This window comes from Mycobacterium gallinarum (assembly GCF_010726765.1).
Lineage (GTDB): Bacteria > Actinomycetota > Actinomycetes > Mycobacteriales > Mycobacteriaceae > Mycobacterium > Mycobacterium gallinarum.
In genome coordinates this window covers 124,176-141,151 of the sequence record NZ_AP022602.1, presented here as the reverse complement: position 1 = coordinate 141,151, position 16,976 = coordinate 124,176, and the positions used below count along the sequence as shown (strand labels likewise).

At 63.3% G+C, this 16,976-nt stretch carries 16 protein-coding genes; 7 read left to right on the top strand and 9 right to left on the bottom strand.

All coding sequences use genetic code 11. From position 1 onward, the window contains the following. Together G6N42_RS30520 and ctaD are read right to left on the bottom strand one after the other, a co-directional pair. The gene (locus G6N42_RS30520) at positions 1-2,583 is read right to left on the bottom strand and encodes a heavy metal translocating P-type ATPase (protein ID WP_163738934.1); all 2,583 of its coding nucleotides are present in this window, start codon (positions 2,581-2,583) and stop codon (positions 1-3) included. 92 nt (positions 2,584-2,675) lie between these two features. Next, positions 2,676-4,421, bottom strand: coding sequence for an aa3-type cytochrome oxidase subunit I (gene ctaD / locus G6N42_RS30515; RefSeq protein WP_163738932.1), 1,746 nt, complete (start codon positions 4,419-4,421; stop codon positions 2,676-2,678). A gap of 800 nt (positions 4,422-5,221) precedes the next feature. Between ctaD and G6N42_RS31420 the strand changes: the two genes are divergently transcribed. The 3 genes from G6N42_RS31420 to G6N42_RS30500 all read left to right on the top strand — a co-directional run bounded on the left by G6N42_RS31420 (position 5,222) and on the right by G6N42_RS30500 (position 7,307). Next, positions 5,222-5,878 carry a M23 family metallopeptidase gene (locus G6N42_RS31420; protein WP_232076860.1) on the top strand — a complete coding sequence of 219 codons (657 nt, stop codon included), beginning with the start codon at positions 5,222-5,224 and terminating at the stop codon, positions 5,876-5,878. A 101-nt stretch (positions 5,879-5,979) separates the two neighbouring features. Next, the gene (locus G6N42_RS30505; protein WP_163738926.1) at positions 5,980-6,366 is read left to right on the top strand and encodes a BlaI/MecI/CopY family transcriptional regulator; all 387 of its coding nucleotides are present in this window, start codon (positions 5,980-5,982) and stop codon (positions 6,364-6,366) included. Beyond that, a complete protein-coding gene (locus tag G6N42_RS30500; RefSeq protein WP_163738923.1) occupies positions 6,363-7,307 on the top strand; it encodes a M56 family metallopeptidase in 945 nt (314 codons plus the stop codon). Before G6N42_RS30505 ends, G6N42_RS30500 begins: the two co-directional genes overlap by 4 nt. Positions 7,308-7,428: 121 nt before the next feature. Here the strand turns inward: G6N42_RS30500 and G6N42_RS30495 are convergent, their stop codons facing one another. Next, a complete protein-coding gene (locus G6N42_RS30495; RefSeq protein ID WP_163738921.1) occupies positions 7,429-7,632 on the bottom strand; it encodes a hypothetical protein in 204 nt (67 codons plus the stop codon). Between the two features lie 69 nt (positions 7,633-7,701). Here G6N42_RS30495 and G6N42_RS30490 point away from each other — a divergent pair, with 69 nt between their 5' ends. Further along, on the top strand, positions 7,702-8,406 hold the full coding sequence (locus G6N42_RS30490; RefSeq protein WP_163738918.1) for a DUF305 domain-containing protein: 705 nt from the start codon (positions 7,702-7,704) through the stop codon (positions 8,404-8,406). Between the two features lie 65 nt (positions 8,407-8,471). Here the strand turns inward: G6N42_RS30490 and G6N42_RS30485 are convergent, their stop codons facing one another. After that, positions 8,472-9,401, bottom strand: a complete 930-nt coding sequence (locus tag G6N42_RS30485) for a cytochrome c oxidase assembly protein (RefSeq protein WP_232076880.1) — start codon at positions 9,399-9,401, stop codon at positions 8,472-8,474. A gap of 133 nt (positions 9,402-9,534) precedes the next feature. Continuing rightward, entirely contained in the window at positions 9,535-10,263 is a 729-nt protein-coding gene (locus G6N42_RS30480; RefSeq protein WP_434059634.1) for a TlpA family protein disulfide reductase, read from the bottom strand. 202 nt (positions 10,264-10,465) lie between these two features. On the opposite strand from G6N42_RS30480, the gene G6N42_RS30475 reads away from it, so the two are divergent. Next, on the top strand, positions 10,466-11,698 hold the full coding sequence (locus G6N42_RS30475) for a L,D-transpeptidase (protein WP_163738912.1): 1,233 nt from the start codon (positions 10,466-10,468) through the stop codon (positions 11,696-11,698). On the opposite strand, the gene ripC is transcribed toward G6N42_RS30475, so the two are convergent. Then, positions 11,695-12,789 carry a peptidoglycan hydrolase RipC gene (gene ripC, locus G6N42_RS30470; RefSeq protein ID WP_197905592.1) on the bottom strand — a complete coding sequence of 365 codons (1,095 nt, stop codon included), beginning with the start codon at positions 12,787-12,789 and terminating at the stop codon, positions 11,695-11,697. The genes G6N42_RS30475 and ripC overlap by 4 nt on opposite strands. A gap of 291 nt (positions 12,790-13,080) precedes the next feature. On the opposite strand from ripC, the gene ctaE reads away from it, so the two are divergent. Next, positions 13,081-13,674, top strand: a complete 594-nt coding sequence (ctaE, locus tag G6N42_RS30465) for an aa3-type cytochrome oxidase subunit III (RefSeq protein ID WP_163738909.1) — start codon at positions 13,081-13,083, stop codon at positions 13,672-13,674. A gap of 366 nt (positions 13,675-14,040) precedes the next feature. Here ctaE and G6N42_RS30460 read toward each other — a convergent pair whose 3' ends face one another. Genes G6N42_RS30460 through G6N42_RS30450 form a run of 3 tightly spaced genes read right to left on the bottom strand, consistent with a single transcriptional unit; the run spans position 14,041 to position 16,039 of the window. After that, positions 14,041-15,411: a hypothetical protein gene (locus G6N42_RS30460; protein WP_163738904.1), complete on the bottom strand. Its 1,371-nt coding sequence runs from the start codon at positions 15,409-15,411 to the stop codon at positions 14,041-14,043. Beyond that, positions 15,408-15,818, bottom strand: coding sequence for a hypothetical protein (locus G6N42_RS30455; protein WP_163739103.1), 411 nt, complete (start codon positions 15,816-15,818; stop codon positions 15,408-15,410). The genes G6N42_RS30460 and G6N42_RS30455 overlap by 4 nt, the downstream gene beginning before the upstream one ends. Positions 15,819-15,844: 26 nt before the next feature. Beyond that, the gene (locus tag G6N42_RS30450; protein ID WP_163738901.1) at positions 15,845-16,039 is read right to left on the bottom strand and encodes a hypothetical protein; all 195 of its coding nucleotides are present in this window, start codon (positions 16,037-16,039) and stop codon (positions 15,845-15,847) included. A 263-nt stretch (positions 16,040-16,302) separates the two neighbouring features. Between G6N42_RS30450 and G6N42_RS30445 the strand changes: the two genes are divergently transcribed. After that, positions 16,303-16,875 carry a copper resistance CopC family protein gene (locus G6N42_RS30445; protein WP_232076858.1) on the top strand — a complete coding sequence of 191 codons (573 nt, stop codon included), beginning with the start codon at positions 16,303-16,305 and terminating at the stop codon, positions 16,873-16,875. Positions 16,876-16,976: the final 101 nt, after the last annotated feature.

Below are 16,976 nucleotides of genomic sequence, written 5' to 3'. Positions count from 1 at the left end.
TCACGGATCCTGCAGGAGGCTCGCGTCGGACTTGACGCTCGGTTCTGGTGCTCCCACAGGTTGTATCCGCATCCCTAAGAGCCGAAGCGCATTGGCGACCACGATGAGTGTCGAGCCCTCGTGAATGAGCACCGCAGGGCCGATGCCCAATCCGAAGATCGTCGCCGGAATGAGCACCGCGACGATCCCGAGACTTGCCCATAAATTCTGCTTGATGACCCGTGAGGAGCGCCGACTCAGGCTCACTGCGAATGGCAACGCCCGCAAGTCGTCGGCCATCAGCGCGACGTCAGCGGTTTCCAAGGCAACGTCGGAACCGGCCGCGCCCATCGCGATGCCTACGCTTGCGGCCGCCATGGCGGGCGCGTCGTTGACGCCGTCGCCCACCATGCCCACGCGGCCGTAACGCCGGCGCAGCGCGGCGATCTCGGCCACCTTGTCCTCGGGCATCAGGTCGCCGCGGGCGTAGGCGACACCGACTTCGCCTGCGACGGCGTCGGCCACCCGCTGGTTGTCTCCCGACAACATCACGGTGTTCGAGACCCCGATCTCGGCCAGACGGGCGATGACCGTCGACGCTTCTGCCCGAGGGACGTCCATCAGTCCGATGACACCCAGCCAACGCTGACCTGCGCGGACGAGCATTGTGGTGCGGCCGGCCTGTTCGAGGCGCTCCACCTCGCCCGCCAAATGGGCCGGCGGCTGCTCGGCGGCGTCGGTGAACAGTTCGGTCTTGCCGATGCGGACCTCAACCCCGTCGACAGACGCGACGATGCCGCGGCCTGTCAGGGCTCGCACGTCCGTCGCGCGGGGTACCGTCCTCCCAGCAAGGCGCTCGCGACCGTCTCGGACGATGGCACGGGCCAGCGGATGATCGCTCTGCTCCTCAACGGCGACGGCGACGGTGAGCAGTTCCACCTCATCGCCGTCCGCGCTCGCAACGACGTCGGCGATCTTGGGCCTGCCCTCGGTGAGGGTGCCGGTCTTGTCGAAAGCCAGCACATCGACGCGGCCCAACTCCTCCAGCGCAGCGCCGCCCTTCATCAGGATTCCGGCTCTGGCCGCACGCGCCACCGCCGACAGAACCGCACTCGGCGTGGCGATCGCCAGCGCACACGGACTGGCGGCCACCAGGACGGCGAGTGCGCGATAAACGGTGGCGCTGAACGGTTCATCGACCACGAAACCGGCGAACAGCAGCAGGACCACTCCGACGAGGATCGTCGGCACGAAGATGCGCTGGAACCGGTCGGTGAAGCGCTGGGTGGAGGTGGTCTTGGTCTGCGCTTCAGCAACCAACCGGACGACTCGGGCCAGGGTGGAGTCATCGGCGAGCCGGGTCACCTGGATCTCGATGGCGCCGGCGCCGTTGATCGTGCCGGCGAACACCCGCGATGACGCGTCGATGAGGTCGGGTGACGCCGCAGCGGCCGCCACGTCCGGAACCGGATTCTTGTCGACGGGAACGCTTTCCCCGGTCACGGGGGCCTGATCGATGCTGCTGGCACCAGCCACGACGAAGCCATCGGCAGCGAGCCGCATGTTGGGTCGCACGACGACGATATCCGCGATACGCAGGTCGCCCACCGGCACTTCCACGGTGTCGCCCGTGCCGCCGCGTCGGACCAGGGCAGTCTTGGGAGCGAGCTCGGCGAGCGCCTCAATCGCCCGGCGGGCGCGGCCCATCGCGTAGCCCTCCAGCGCGTGGCCGACGCTGAACAAGAACAGCAGGAGCGCGCCTTCGGCGACTTCACCGAGCGCCGCCGCACCCGCGGCCGATACCAGCATCAGGAAGTCGATCTCGAACCGACCCTGCCGAACACTGGCGAAGGCTTCCTGCACGGTGAAGAACGCACCGAAGAAGAAGGCCAGGCAGTAGACCACCAACTCCGCGGACCGCGGTGTGTCGGCAAAGGTAGCTAGCAGCCAACCCGCCAGGAGCAGCGTCCCCGCCAGACCCGCGAAGATCAGTTCGGTGCGCTCGCCGAAGATGCCACCGTGCTCATGCTGGTGCCCGGTGTGCTCCCCGTCGTCTTCGCCGTGGCCCATGGCATGGTCGGTCTCAGCGACGGCCGCAGGTGTGGTGTCCGGCCCCGCGACCGCGGCGATCACGTCGACCAATTCCTGAGCGGTGACCGAGGATCGCTCGAACTCCACCTCGAGTGAGTTCGTCGTGGCTGCTGCGGCGACGACGCCGGGCATCGTGGTCAATCGGTCGACCAGTGCCGTTCTCGTCCTTTCGTCCTCTGCGGTTCCAGTCAGCAACCAGCGCAGGTGGCCATAATGCGAACTGATGGTTTCGGCGACCTGCCAAGCCCGTCGTTGCACATCGATTGCCGTCGCTGCGGCAGCGTCGTAATGCACGCACAGGCGCGGCGTGAGCGTCCCGCCGTCGATGACGTGGACTTCGTCGATCAACGGATTAGCAGCCAAATCGCGCGTCAGACGGTCTGCGCAACGGTCGTCACTGCCTGGCAAGAGGTTTGCCAGGTCGAGCGCCAATGTCTCGTTCGCCCGACGACGGTCGGCATCGCGGTTCGTATCGCACTCATCGCGACGGATCATGCATGCGACTATACGCATGTATGCATGTGCTGAGTCAATACCTAGGGCTGAACATCCGCGGCGAGTCAGGCGCGTCGCGCAGTGCCCAGCATCGGCTCCACTGTGCCGAATCAGGTACGGACATGTTCACCGTCAAGGCGCGTAACGTCCCCGTCGTCTGGCCCATGAGCGCGACCCACGTGCGCCTCGGCGCGCATCCGCTCGATCATGTGCGGATAGTGCAGCTCGAAAGCTGGCCGCTCCGAACGGATTCGGGGTAGCTCAGTGAAGTTGTGCCGCGGCGGCGGGCAGCTGGTGGCCCACTCCAGCGAGTTGCCGTAGCCCCACGGGTCGTCGACGGTGACCGGCTCGCCGTAGCGCCAACTCTTGAACACGTTCCACACGAACGGAAGCGTCGAGATACCCAAGATGAACGCACCGATCGTGGAGATGACATTCAAGGTGGTGAAGCCGTCGGTGGGTAGGTAGTCGGCGTAGCGGCGCGGCATGCCTTCGTTACCGAGCCAGTGCTGCACCAGGAAGGTCGTGTGGAAGCCGATGAACGTCAGCCAGAAGTGCAGCTTGCCCAACCGCTCATCCAACAGGCGGCCCGTCATCTTCGGGAACCAGAAGTAGATGCCCGCGTAGGTCGCGAACACGATCGTGCCGAAAAGCACGTAGTGGAAGTGCGCCACCACGAAGTAGCTGTCGGTCACTTGGAAGTCCAGCGGGGGGCTGGCCAGCAACACCCCCGAAAGTCCACCGAGCAGGAAGGTGACCAGAAAGCCCACCGAGAACAGCATCGGGGTTTCGAATGTCAACTGACCCTTCCACATCGTGCCTATCCAGTTGAAAAACTTGATACCGGTGGGTACCGCGATGAGGAACGTCATGAACGAGAAGAACGGCAGCAGGACCGCGCCGGTGGCGTACATGTGGTGCGCCCAGACCGCCACCGAAAGCGCCGCGATCGACAGCGTCGCATATATCAGCGTGGTGTAACCGAAGATCGGTTTACGACTGAAGACGGGGAAGATCTCGGACACGATGCCGAAGAATGGCAGCGCGATGATGTACACCTCGGGGTGGCCGAAGAACCAGAACAAGTGCTGCCACAACAACACACCACCGTTGGCTGGGTCGTAGACGTGCGCGCCGAGATGACGGTCTGCCGCCAATGCGAAGAGTGCGGCCGTCAAGATCGGGAACGCGACCAGCACGAGGATCGACGTCACCAGGATGTTCCAGGTGAAGATCGGCATCCGGAACATCGTCATACCGGGCGCGCGCATGCAGACCACCGTGGTGATCATGTTGACCGCGCCCAGGATGGTGCCCAACCCGCCGACGATGAGGCCCATGATCCACAAATCCGCGCCGGCGCCCGGACTACTGATGGCATTGGACAACGGCGTGTAGGCCGTCCAGCCGAAATCGGCGGCGCCGCCCGGGGTGATAAAGCCCCCCATGGCGATCAGCGCACCGAACAGGAACAGCCAAAAAGAGAACGCGTTGAGCCGCGGGAACGCCACGTCGGGCGCGCCGATCTGCAGCGGTAGCACCAGGTTGGCGAACCCGAAGACGATGGGTGTCGCGTAGAACAGCAACATCACCGTGCCGTGCATGGTGAACAGCTGGTTGTATTGCTCGTTGCTCAGGAACTGCAGACCCGGTATCGCCAATTCGGTCCTGATGAACAACGCCATCAGCCCGCCGGCGAAAAAGAATACGAAGCACGTGACGACGTACATCATGCCGATCAGCTTGTGATCGGTGGTCGTCACCAGCTTGTAGATCAAGGTGCCTTTGGGTCCCACGCGGGCCGGGAAGGGGCGGCGTGCCTCGAGTTCTCCGACAGGCGGCGCTTCGGCGACCAACGAATTCTCCCGCTACTAGTTCGACGACAAGATGTGCAATCTACGGACTAAATCAGTAGATTGTTCTACTGAGCAATCTAGTACTAATCGGTGTAGTTGAACACTCCGACCACCGGTAGGCCACATCACCCGGCACAACGGGTGTCCCGCTGGGGCGGGTGCCGAGTACTCGCACCCGCTCCGGCCCTCCCGCAGACCGACCGACGTCGTATCGAGATCGAGTTTGCCAAACACTTGTTTACTACGTACGTACGTGTATCTCATACGACAGGCTGCTCTAAGAGATAGCTGGTCTCGGCGCTGCGGGTGGTCGACGCATGCGGAGCCGAAGTAGATGGGCGCGCGGAAAGCGCCAATCGTAGGCTTGCCGAATCGTGAGCGTTCGGTTAGCGTCTCGCCAACTGATAACGAACCGGTAACGGTAAGGAACGTCTCGATTGGTGGCACACCGCCGGACCGCGCGGCCCAACGCGCCACGCAGATACCTGTGGGACGCGGAAGTCACTGAGATCATCCCTGTCGATGAGTTCAGCCCGGCGGCCGATTCAACGGTCAATGGCAGTCCTTTCGTCACCGACGTCGAGGTACTGACCGCACCCGAGCTCGACGATCTGAACGACCTGACCGACGAGTGGCCACTACTTTTACTTGCGCCTACGCGTACATCGCGACCTCCTCGCCCCGCCTCCACTGGCCCTGCACGCGTACACGTTCCACAAACTGGCCAACGGGCAACGTCGGCCGGTGCGCACCGTCGAATACCCGCGACGCATCGGAAAAGGCCCGAGGGCGCTGGGTCAGTGCACGGCCGGCTCGTCGTCGCGGGTGTTGCTGCTGGGGCCATAGCCGCGGGAGCGAATGCGATGGTGGAAGCGTCGAAAGTGCAGGCTGATCCGAAATTGATCGCGGACGCCACCGCAGCGCAAAGCGCTTCCCTACCGGATGCGGCGGGAATGCAAATCGTCCAAGTAGCCAGCAGTTTCGACTCCGCGGTCCACCAAGAAGAGTTGGCCCGCGGAGCGGCGTTCGCCCAAGAGCGTGCTCAGCGAGAGGCGCGAATGCGACGCCCGCAGTTCGTCTTTCCGGCCCGGGGCATCTTGACGTCGGGATTCGGAACCCGGTGGGGCTCCCTGCACGCTGGGCTCGACATCGCCAACGCCGTCGGCACGCCGATCTATGCCGCCTCCGATGGCGAGGTGGTCGCTTCCGGGCCGACAGCCGGTTACGGCATGTGGGTCAAGATCCGCGCCTCGGATGGCACGGTCACGCTCTACGGTCATATCGACACCGCGACGGTGCAAGAAGGCGAACGTGTAATGGCTGGCGATCAGATTGCCACCATGGGCAATCGTGGCAACTCGACAGGTCCGCATCTGCATTTTGAGGTCCACCGCAACGGATCAGACAAGACTGACCCGATGGCGTGGTTGCAGGAGCGCGGGGTGCCCAGCCGGTAGCCGGTGGATTGCACAATTGACGAGGTCTACGCAGACCACAATTCAGCGTCAGATGCTGCGGCACCGTAAGCTACCTACTGACTAGTTCAGGAGGTTCCTTCATGGCGCGGGTGCGTGGCTTCGGAGAACTCGAGGCGGCGATCATGGATCGCCTCTGGAATCGTGATCCTGAGACCGATACCACGGTTCGGGAGATATTCGACGAATTGAGCACCGAACGCCACATCGCGTACACCACGGTGATGTCGACGATGGACAATCTGCATGGCAAGGGCTGGCTGTCGCGGGAACGTGACGGTAAGGCTTACCGTTATCGACCAACCCTGACTCGAGAAGAACACAGCGCCCGTCTGATGCTCGAAGCCCTGAGCGGCGGAGGCCGATCGGAGGCTGTCCTCAGTCATTTCGTGGCACAGATCGACGCGGAGGAATCGGCGGACTTGCGCGCTGCGCTGCGGCGCGTTGCCCGTAAGTCTGGTCGGCGATGACCGTCACGGCGGCATTGCTGCTCTACGTCGTGGCAGTCCTATCGATCGGACCGAAGCTGTTGGCCCGGATAACCGCCGATGGCGGTGCTCCACGCCTGGCGATAGCAGCCTGGCTCACGGCCGTCGTTACCGTACTCGGCTGCTCGATTGCTGCTATAGCGCTGCTACTCATCGAGGCCGCCGGGCACTGGGACAGCCCTGACGCGTTGCTCGTGTCCTGTCTGGAGCGTCTCCATGCAATTCTCGTCGGGCACGCGGGGTGGCCGGCCCGAATAGTGGCAACAGCCGCAGTGGCCATCGCTGCCGGGAGCCTGCTGGCAGTTTGCGTTCGAGTCGGCCGCGCTCTGAGTCGCATGCGCAGGCACACCTTCGCGCACGCAGACGCCGTGCGCCTGGTCGGTAGTTCAGACGGCAGCGACGTCGTGTTCCTCGAGGCATCCGAGCGTGCGGCGTACTGCGTGGCGGGCCGTCCACCGGCGATCGTCGTGACCACGGCTGCTCTCGCTGCACTCGATCAAGCACAACTGGCGGCCGTCGTCGCCCATGAGCGTGCTCACCTCGACGGGCGCCACGCCTATGTCGTCGCCGCGATGCGCGGACTGACCACCGCGCTGCCCAAGATAGGGCTCTTCACAAGCGCAGCCACCCACATCAGTTCTCTGCTGGAGATGTGTGCCGATGACGCCGCCGCGCGGCGACACGGTCGTCAGCCTCTCCTGGCGGGTCTGTTGACCCTTTCAGGCGCCCACACGCCGGCCCACGGTTTGGCTGCCGCCGGCGTTGCCGTGCTCGCCCGCGCCGAGCGGTTATCGGATCCACCCAAGGGATTCGCACGAATCCAAACCCACCTCACGCTCAGCGGTGCGGTCGCGGCGATGGCCGCTACCCCCTTGGCCATCGTCGCATTATCACTGTCGGGTGTATTGATCTGCTTCGCGTGACCCGCTAGCGCACCCGACTCGGTCCATCGCTATTCTGCCCGGCGCGCCTCGAATGCTTTGCTGCACACCAGCATTGCGGTCGAGGATGCGACCATAACGGAGGACGCTTGGCTCTACGCGTCTAGAAGTACGAGAGTCCCGCGGCAACGGCGAGGTCAGTGGAGGTCGGATCGGCCATGAGTAAGGCCACCACCACCAACCCCAAGGCCAGCAGCAGGGCAGCCACGATCCATCGGCGAGCCAGTCGTCCCCTCTGCAGCGCTCGGGGCTGTCGGTCCCAACTCCACCGCGGCCCGCCGCAGGACACGGACAGTGCGCTCTTCACGGCACCAATCTACTATGTCACTACGTATGTGACCATCGCTTCATGGGTCAACCGATACGAGGTGTGGTGATGGCTTACGAAGAACGCGGTCACGGGACCCTTTGCCGATGTTTGCGTGAACCAGCTGATGTGCTGCGTACGCTCGAACTGACCACTCGTATTCGTGGCCCATTCCGCGTGATATCCGTCGCATTCGGACTTCTGATCACGATTGCCGTGGCGGGATGTGGCAAGACAGAAGGCGTTTCGGCGCAACGTCCTTCAAACACCTCGGTTGTCACCGCCGAAGAAGCACACACCCGGTTCGACGTCTTATTCGCACGCGACATCATCGACCACAACGCACAAGCTATCGCGTTGAGCAACCTGGCTATCGTCAAGGACGGTCTCGCGCCCGAAATCGTCGACATCGCAAGCCGAATCACCGACAGCAGCTCCCGCCGCACCGATGAGCTGCAGGCGCTTCTCCTGGACTGGGGATTCGCCCCCATGAGCGCGGACTCAGCTCCTCCAACTGGCGCACCGAACCTTCCCGTTCGGCCAGGCGAACACCCCCTAGCCACCGAGATAGACTTTCGCCGCTTGACCGATGCGGCCCAAGCGCGCGCGGCGGACGTGTACCTCGAACTGATGATCAAGCAGCACCAGTTCACGATCTCTGCCGCGCGTGATGAACTTCAATCAGGGTCACACCCCGATGCGATGGCCATTGCCCGATCGCTCGTCGAAAGTCAGCAGGCCGAGACCTCTGTCATGGAGGCACTGCAACGCTGAACGCTCCGGCAGCGACGTGCGTCACGGCGCCGGGATGCACTCCCAAGCGTTGCCGACATTGAGCGTCAGTTGTGCTCGTTGCCAACGCCTTGCGCCCCGATGGTTCGTGGCGGCTGGTGCAGTCCGCGCAGGAATGCGTTGTACGCAGCCAGTTCCGCGTCGCCGCGTTCGACGTCGGCTTCCCTCTTCTCCGACTCCGACTCCTCATCACGACGCCAGCGGATGGCGAAGATCAACGTGGTCAATAGCGCGACGGGCTCGCCGTATGACCACGCCAAGGCGCCGGCAACCGCCTGATCGGCGACCGGGTCGACGTTCCAATTCGCCGGAGGTTGCGCGAACGTGTCGGTCAGCGCCCGCGGTGCCATCATCAGGATCACGCCGATGAAAACGTGCAGCGGCATTTCGACGAATATGTCGAAAAATCGACCCAAGTTGCTCTGCCGGACCGGCAGCGGACCGGTCGACAGGATCGGCAGGATGAAGAGCAGGCCGCTGGCAAGGAAGAACACCTGCAGTGCGACGTGACCGGCAACACTGGCCGCCGCCGCGTCGAAGAGGTCGGACAGGTAAAGACCGTAGTAGCTGAGAAGGAACACCGGAATGGTGAAACCGGGGTGCAACACAACCCGGCTCGCCCGGCAACGCAGCGCGCCTAAAACAACGATCAAGACGTAACGCCCAGCGCCGCGATGGGGTGTCGACCTGAGCAGGAGCCGGCCAGGTGCACCTAACACCAGCAGAGGCGGGACGAGTATCGACAGCGTGAGGTGCTGAAACATGAAGGCACTGAACAAGCGGTAGCCATAGCTGTCGATGGCAAGCCCGGTCACCGCCGCCAAGGCGATGCACCCTGCGAGAAAGCTCACGGTTCGCGTCCACGCCCACTGCTGACCCTGCGACCTGACGACCCGAACGGCGAGCAGATACCACACCGCCAGAGCGGCTGCCACCACTGGAAGTAACGGGACCGGCGGCGGCAACCAGCCGAGCATCGCCGATATCGACGGCGGTGACGTCGGAAGCACCACTTGACCAATCAAGGGTCCTCCCAACAGAGAGGTTGTGCGCAATGCCCCGACATCGACCGGCTCAAGAGGTTGACAGAGACCGCGGCGCGGTCACCGTTCACCGTGGCGACCCGATGTCGGTGGCGGGCTCGGCGGCAAGGCGTCGAACCACGGGTTCAAGATCCTCGGCAAGCAGCGCCCGCAGAAACACCGCGGCGACGCGATGCGCCCGATCCAACACGATCGTCGATGGGATCACGGTGGTGGGATATCTGGCCCCCAGGGCAATCATCGTGCGCATCGGCGGGTCATAGATCGATGGGAAGGTGACCTTGCGGTCAACAATGAAGTCGACCGCGGCTTGGCGGTTGTTGTCGCGGACATCGATGCCCACAAAAGCGACTCCCGCGTTGCGGGTCGCGTCGTACACCGTCTGCAATTCCGGCATCTCGGTTCGACATGGACCACACCACTGCCCCCACACGTTGATCACCACCACCTGACCGGCGAAGTCATCGACGGACACCGTGCGATTCGGGTCCAACAGGTCAGGTCCGCGTATCGGTCCGGGACTACCCCGGCTTTGCGGCGGGTCATAGTAGATATCGACTTGCCCTCCTGGCGAAACGAATTCGAACGTGCCACCCTGCGCGACCGCGTCGTCGCCACTCGAACACCCGGACACTGCGGCACCAAGCAGCACCGCACTAACACCCGCAATAACGAGTCGTCGTATCGCCGAAGAAACGGATGCGGTTCGGCCTCGGCCCCGCACACGTTCATCGTCCGCGTCGATCCTCGGGGGACGTAATGCAGAAACCTGCGGATGACCTATCTCACGTTTCATCTTCTTCCAACCCTGCCGCGAATCGGGTCGCGCGATCCGACCCGGGAGATTGCCACGCGTGACGTGCGTCATCGCCAGAATTACCTCGAGGCACTCGACGTCACACCCAATGCTTCGTGGTCCGTCGACAAAACACGTTCTACGGACAGACTACGTACGATGGTAACGACACGAGTTCATGGCGAATGACGGGATAAACACAATGAGGCGGATCGGCTCCGCGGCCATCCATCGGCGCAGGGGCCTCGGGTGGACGACGTTGGTGCTACTGGCAATCGCCGGCGTTGTCCTGGGGGTTGGCGCCTGCGGCGGTTCGACGCCGCCGCAACTGCCCCAGGCCATCATCGACAAGGGCACACCCTTTGGCGATTTGCTCGTGCCGAAGGTGCAGGCGTCCGTGATTGATGGCGCGATCGGGGTTCCGGTTGAGTCACCGGTGACCGTTACCGCCGACGCCGGGGTGTTGGGGGCAGTGACATTGGTCAATGAGCAGGGTCGTGTCGTCGCCGGCGAGATGAGTCCTGACGGTGTCACGTGGAGTTCTGCCGAACCGCTGGGCTACAACCGGCAGTACACGCTCAACGCGGAAGCGCGTGGGCTGGGTGGGGTGGCACAGACCAGTGCTACCTTCGAGACCCATTCGCCGCAGAACCTCACGATGCCGTATGTGCTACCCAACGACGGCGAAGTCGTGGGCGTCGGGCAGCCCATCGCCGTGCGCTTCGACGAGAACATTCCTGACCGTCTCGCTGCTCAGCAGGCGATCATCGTCACTACGAATCCTCCTGTTGAGGGCGCGTTCTACTGGTTGAACGATCGCGAGGTTCGTTGGCGGCCAGCGCAATATTGGAAGCCGGGAACGTCGGTCGACGTCCAAGTTAAGGCCTACGGGGTTGATCTAGGTCAAGGATTGTTTGGCCAGGACGATGCCTCCACACGCTTCACCATCGGCGACGAGGTGATCGCAACCGCTGACGACACCACCAAGACGATGACCGTGCGGGTCAACGGCAATGTCGTTAAAACCATGCCGATCTCCATGGGCAAGGACAAGACGCCCACCGACAACGGCACGTACGTCATTGGCGATCGATACTCATTTCTGGTGATGGACTCTTCGACCTACGGCGTGCCGGTGAACTCACCTGACGGTTACCGAACCGAGGTCAACTGGGCCACCCAGATGTCCTACAGCGGGATCTACGTCCACGCCGCCCCATGGTCGGTCGGCAGCCAGGGGCGCGCCAACGTCAGCCACGGCTGCCTCAACGCCAGTACGGAGAACGGCAAATGGTTTTACGACAACACCAAACGCGGCGACATCGTCGAGGTCGTCAACACGGTGGGGCCCACCCTTTCTGGTACTGACGGACTCGGCGACTGGAACATCCCTTGGGACCAATGGAAAGCGGGAAACGCCACCGTAACTGGTTAGTAGCGTCGAACGTTGTAAATCGGAGCCGACGAGATCGGCGCCACCTTGACGGGAGTGCCGTACGTCGAGGCGTGCACCATGTTCCCGTCTCCGATGTAGATTCCCGCATGCGAGGCGTCTGAATAGAAGGTGACGATGTCACCGGGCTGGACGTCGGACGTGGCCACGGGCTGTCCACCGGCGGCCAGGGCTTGACTCGACCGAGGCAGCGATTTGCCGTTCTGTAGGAATGCCCACTTGATGAGTCCTGAGCAGTCGAATGCGTTCGGTCCGGTCGCGCCCCAGGAGTACGGGGATCCGACGCGGGTCAACGCGGCCTGCACGACCGCCGCACCTTCGGGCGAGCCGGTCGGTCCCGGCGCGACCGGCGGCAGTCCCATCTCAGGCAACGCGACGATGGCGGGGTCCCCCGCTGGTGCAGGCGGCGGCTGAGGCGGCACCGGTCCAGGGTCCGCCAATGCGGCACGCTGATCCGGAGTCAATGCTCTGTACTGAGCCTCGACGTCTGCGATCTGGGTGCGCAGCCGACTCTGCTCGGCCTGCAGACCGGCACGGACCGCTGACGCCTGTTCTGCTGCCGTCCTGGCACCGAGCGCCGAAGATTCGGCCGCGCGGGCAGCACTCTCGGCACGGGTTGATGCGGCGCGATAGGCCGCGACGCGGTCCGACATCTGGGTGGCCATCAGGCGGTCGAAGGAGAGTTCGTCGAGCAAGCTTTGCGGAGACTCTGCGGCCAGCGCAGCGCTGATGCCGCTGGTCGCACCTCCCATGTAAGACGCGGCCGCCACCTGGTCCACGATGTCCTGATACTTGCGCAGATCTGCTCGCGCCGCGGACAAGGCCTCAGCTTCGGCGCGCTGGCGCTCCTCGGCTTGGCGTTGTGCTGCCAGTTTCGCCTCGAGGTCGAGCTCGGCGGAGTAGATGGCTTCCGAGGTTCGCTCGGCCTCCCGAGACAGCTCCGTCATGCGGGCCAACGCATCAGCGGCTGGGTCGGCCCGGCCGGTGCCCGTCGAGTTGCCGAGCGTCAATGCAAGCACGATCGCCACGACGAGAGCACCCGCCGATCGGCATATCGCGCCAGGGCGGTCCATCTTCAAAGCACAGATCCTCACACCGCAGGGCCATCTATGGTCTAACTACGTAGGTCACAGAAAGGTTACGAGCGAAGGCGTCCAATGTCCATTCTCGCAGGAGGCGCCGGGCGTCGCCCAGACCACACTTGGCGCCTGACGCGACCCCTCGATACGGCCAAAGGCGCACTAGCGGATGGTGTTTCGTCCCTCATGGTCAGCGGCATCAAGATCGTCGATACCGCAAACTACTATATGCAATAGTATGCAGTGACTCAGTAGATCACGTGTGAACTCGCTCGAGGGACGGCTATGACAAGTGGAACCGCCATAACGGCCCGGGTTCATTCCCTGAATCGACCCAACATGGTTTCCGTCGGGACCATCGTGTGGTTATCCAGTGAGCTCATGTTTTTTGCCGGCCTTTTCGCGATGTACTTCACCGCTCGTTCCCAGGCTGACGAGTGGCCGCCGCCGCCGACCGAACTGAACCTGGCGCTCGCGGTACCAGTGACATTGGTACTTATCGCCTCATCGTTCACTTGTCAGATGGGTGTCTTCGCCGCCGAACGTGGCGACGTATTCGGCCTGCGCCGGTGGTATCTCGTCACCTTCGTCATGGGTTTCTTTTTCGTACTCGGCCAGGGCTACGAGTACATGAACCTGGTGCATGAAGGAACCACCCTCTCGAGTAGCGCCTACGGCTCGGTCTTCTACCTGACCACTGGTTTCCACGGATTGCATGTCATAGGCGGTCTAGTCGCCTTCGTCTTTCTGCTCATGCGCACGCGGATGAGCAAGTTCACCCCGGCCCAGGCGACGGCCGCGATCGTCGTCTCGTACTACTGGCATTTTGTGGATATCGTCTGGATCGCACTCTTTGCCACCATCTACTTCGTGCGGTGATGACCGCAACGCCGCACCCGCCCCATCGAGGAGTCAGCCGTCGCCGCGTTCGTCAAGCCATCATGCTTGTGTTCGGCGCCGTACTCATTGGACTGATCTCGAATGCTGTGCCTTCTGTTGCTGCGGAACCTTCGGCGCAGTCTGCATCGACGACAACCTCGCAAAGCCCTGCCGTCCCCACCCCAACCAAGCACTCCTACGACGACTCTCACAGCGGGCAACAACCCGAAGGCGCGAGCCCTGCGCTGTGGATCCTGGGGGGCGCGCTCTTGGGTCTGATTGCCATCGCGGTTATCTTGCTTCGGGCCGGCAAGACTGAACGCCACCACCTCACCCGAAGCGCATCAGCGTCCCCGCCGATCGTCGTTAACCCCCGAACAACAGATACAAGCCGGTGAAGGTGTATCCAACCATGGTGAGCATCATCGCGAGCTGTCCGCTGATTTGATTCTGCTTCGGAAGCAGCCGCAGCGCTCGATCGTGCGCGGCGATCACAGCCACGATGTGGCCTATCACCACGCAGGACACCTTGATAGTCCACAGCACCGAAGGGTGCTGGGACAGCACGTACACCACATCGGTCGAATCCAGGCCGAGCAGCTGCCACCCGCGCCCCAGCGGATCGGCCAACCGGACGATCGTCTCCTGACCACGCTCCACCAGATAGGAGATGTAATGGGCGAAGATGTAGCCGACGACGATCGGTATCAACGAGTGAGCCAGTTCGCCGGGTAGTTGCCGGCGGCGGTCCGGGCCCACTCCGCCAGTTGCCCTTGCGGCAGCCCAAAAGGTCACGCCGACAACGGACACGAACACCACCAAACCGACAGTTCGCAGCACAGACGCCGCCCACGCGTCGCTGAACACCGGTAACGAGGCCGCGTGCCGATCGACGAAATTACGGAACACAGGTGATTGCGAGAAGCTGTCGAAGGCCGTGGAGCCAAGCAACACCGCGAGGACAGCTACGCTTCCCGGACGAATCGGCATGGTCGGTAAGTGGTCCATCGGACTGATCGCCGTGATCCGGCCGGTCACGGGGCTGCGCCGAAATGGGGCGAGCCGCGACACTGCCATGCTGTAGACCTCGAACGGGTCGGCCCGGGCGAACCAGCGCGAACCGAAGGCCCAGGCGCCCAACAACATTAGGACCGTGTAAGAGAGCAGCCACGCTTTGATCGCCGTCAGCGAGCCGGGGTCCGGGCTGGCCAGTTCGAGCCAAACGAAAGCCAAGAGACCGAATGCCGCCGGCCAGTACCCCCACGACTTTGGATAATCACGCAACGTGAGCCGGTCAGATGACTCACGACGCCTCCCGCAGAGCAATCGATACAGCGTGCGCACCGGCGAAATGACTCTCCACACCGGGCCCACAATTACCGACACCGCCACCAGCCCAACCCAGAGCAGCACGTAGAACACCCCCGGTAGGGCGTTCTCACTACCGTCGGGTCCGAAGACCGCCGCGACGACCACCCATACCGCGAAGAGCAGCGCTGCCAGCGACACCATCCATCGCAGCACCACAGAGTCCACGGAGCGGGTAATCCACGTCGGTAGTTCGCGTCCCGGTTTGTTCGGGTCGAAACGTGGTGTCTTCCAAGCCAATGCGACCACAGCGAAAGTCGCGGTCAACGCCCACGCAGCGCCTATCAACGCGAACGACAGTGGCACCGGAAGGTCTGTGGAACCGCCTACGCCGTGCGCCAGCACGTCCACGCTCAGCGCAGGTGTCACGGCCGAACTTGAATCGTCACGACCGTGCGATTGAGGTCATGTAACTCGATGTCGACCTGGCCCGGAACGTCAACCGTGAACTCGAACTGCTGGCCCGGCCGAGGCTCGACCTGAAAAGTGTGCTCAGGCACTGCATGGACATGCAGTGAGTCCGAGACGTCGCTGTCGACCTTCAGAACGATCGGCTTGCCGACTGTGCCCTGCGCCTGACCGTTCGTCGGCGTGACAATTCCACCTGCGATGTCGATGTCGACGATCGTGCCGTCAACGGCCGCCGCGGACGGCGGGGTCGATGTAGCGGGCGACTTGGTAGAAGAACTTGATGACGAGTCGGAGGCGGGCGTCGCGGCCGGATCGCTGGGAGAACCACAGCCGCCCAATGCGCCTGTGAGGATCGCTGCAACCATGACGACGACATGTGGCGCCCTGACGCTCACTCAGCATCGTTCCTTTCCTCCTCCGACTCTTTCACGCGGTCGGCGGCGACAGGGTTTCTGCGCCTGTCCCGCCGAACCACGTAGATGACGACACCTACGACCACGAACGCCGGACCAAAAGCAGGCAGCGACATCCACAGCCCGACATCGGTGGCGACGTACGATACGTCGCTTGCGGCTAGCACGCTCATGGGGATGCATCCTGATAGCCAGCTCGCGCTCCGCGACGGCGAATGAGTCGAGGTCTCGACATCGGCTCGGCCCCCCATTGATAGACGACAGCATCGCGGCAACGCGTTTGCATGTACCGGCCACCTCCGTACGTACCATCCCCATACGTAGGTGTCCGAAACATACACTCGGGTGTGCTGAGCGTCGCGAGGTGTCACCGTCGGCGCCAACCGAGATGAGGACTGTGAAACTACCTTTGCGCACTATCGTTGCCAGCCTGGGGATGCTGATTCTCTGGTCATCTGGGACTGGAATCGCTGCGGCGCACACCGCGCTCGCTAGTTCTGACCCCGCCAGCGACGCGACCGTCACGACGCCGCCGGCTGCCATCGTGTTGACCTTCAACGAGGACATCAGTCCGCAGTTCGCGAGTGTCGTCGTAAGCAGCGCTGACGGTCGCAATTGGATATCCGGCTCCCCACAGGTGGAGCGACAGCGCCTCACCTCGGCCGTCGGGCCAGACCGGCCAGGTAACGGCGTCTACACCGTCGGCTACCGGGTGGTCTCAGCAGACGGCCATCCCGTCACCGGCTCCTATAGCTTCACGATCGCCGGCGTTTCCGAGGAGCCCCCGCCCACCTCCACGCCGGCCCCGGTCGCACCAAGCACCGCAGCGTCGCCGCCGTCCGCGTCAACTCCTGCCACATCGGACACCAGGACGACGGTGATAACCGCAGCTGTCGCGGGCCTGGCCCTGGGCGGAGTGATCGCGTTCTGGCAGTCGCGGAGACAGAGACGAAAGACCGTCACGATCGACAAAGCGACGCTATCCCCGGACCCGACGGACCCATCCTGAGCGTTAGCGAACGACCGGCTCGTGCGTCGCTAGCCGTTGCGGTAACAGAGGCGTGCCCCCATCGAGAATCCAGGGACGATCAAGGGAGATTCGGGCCGCTT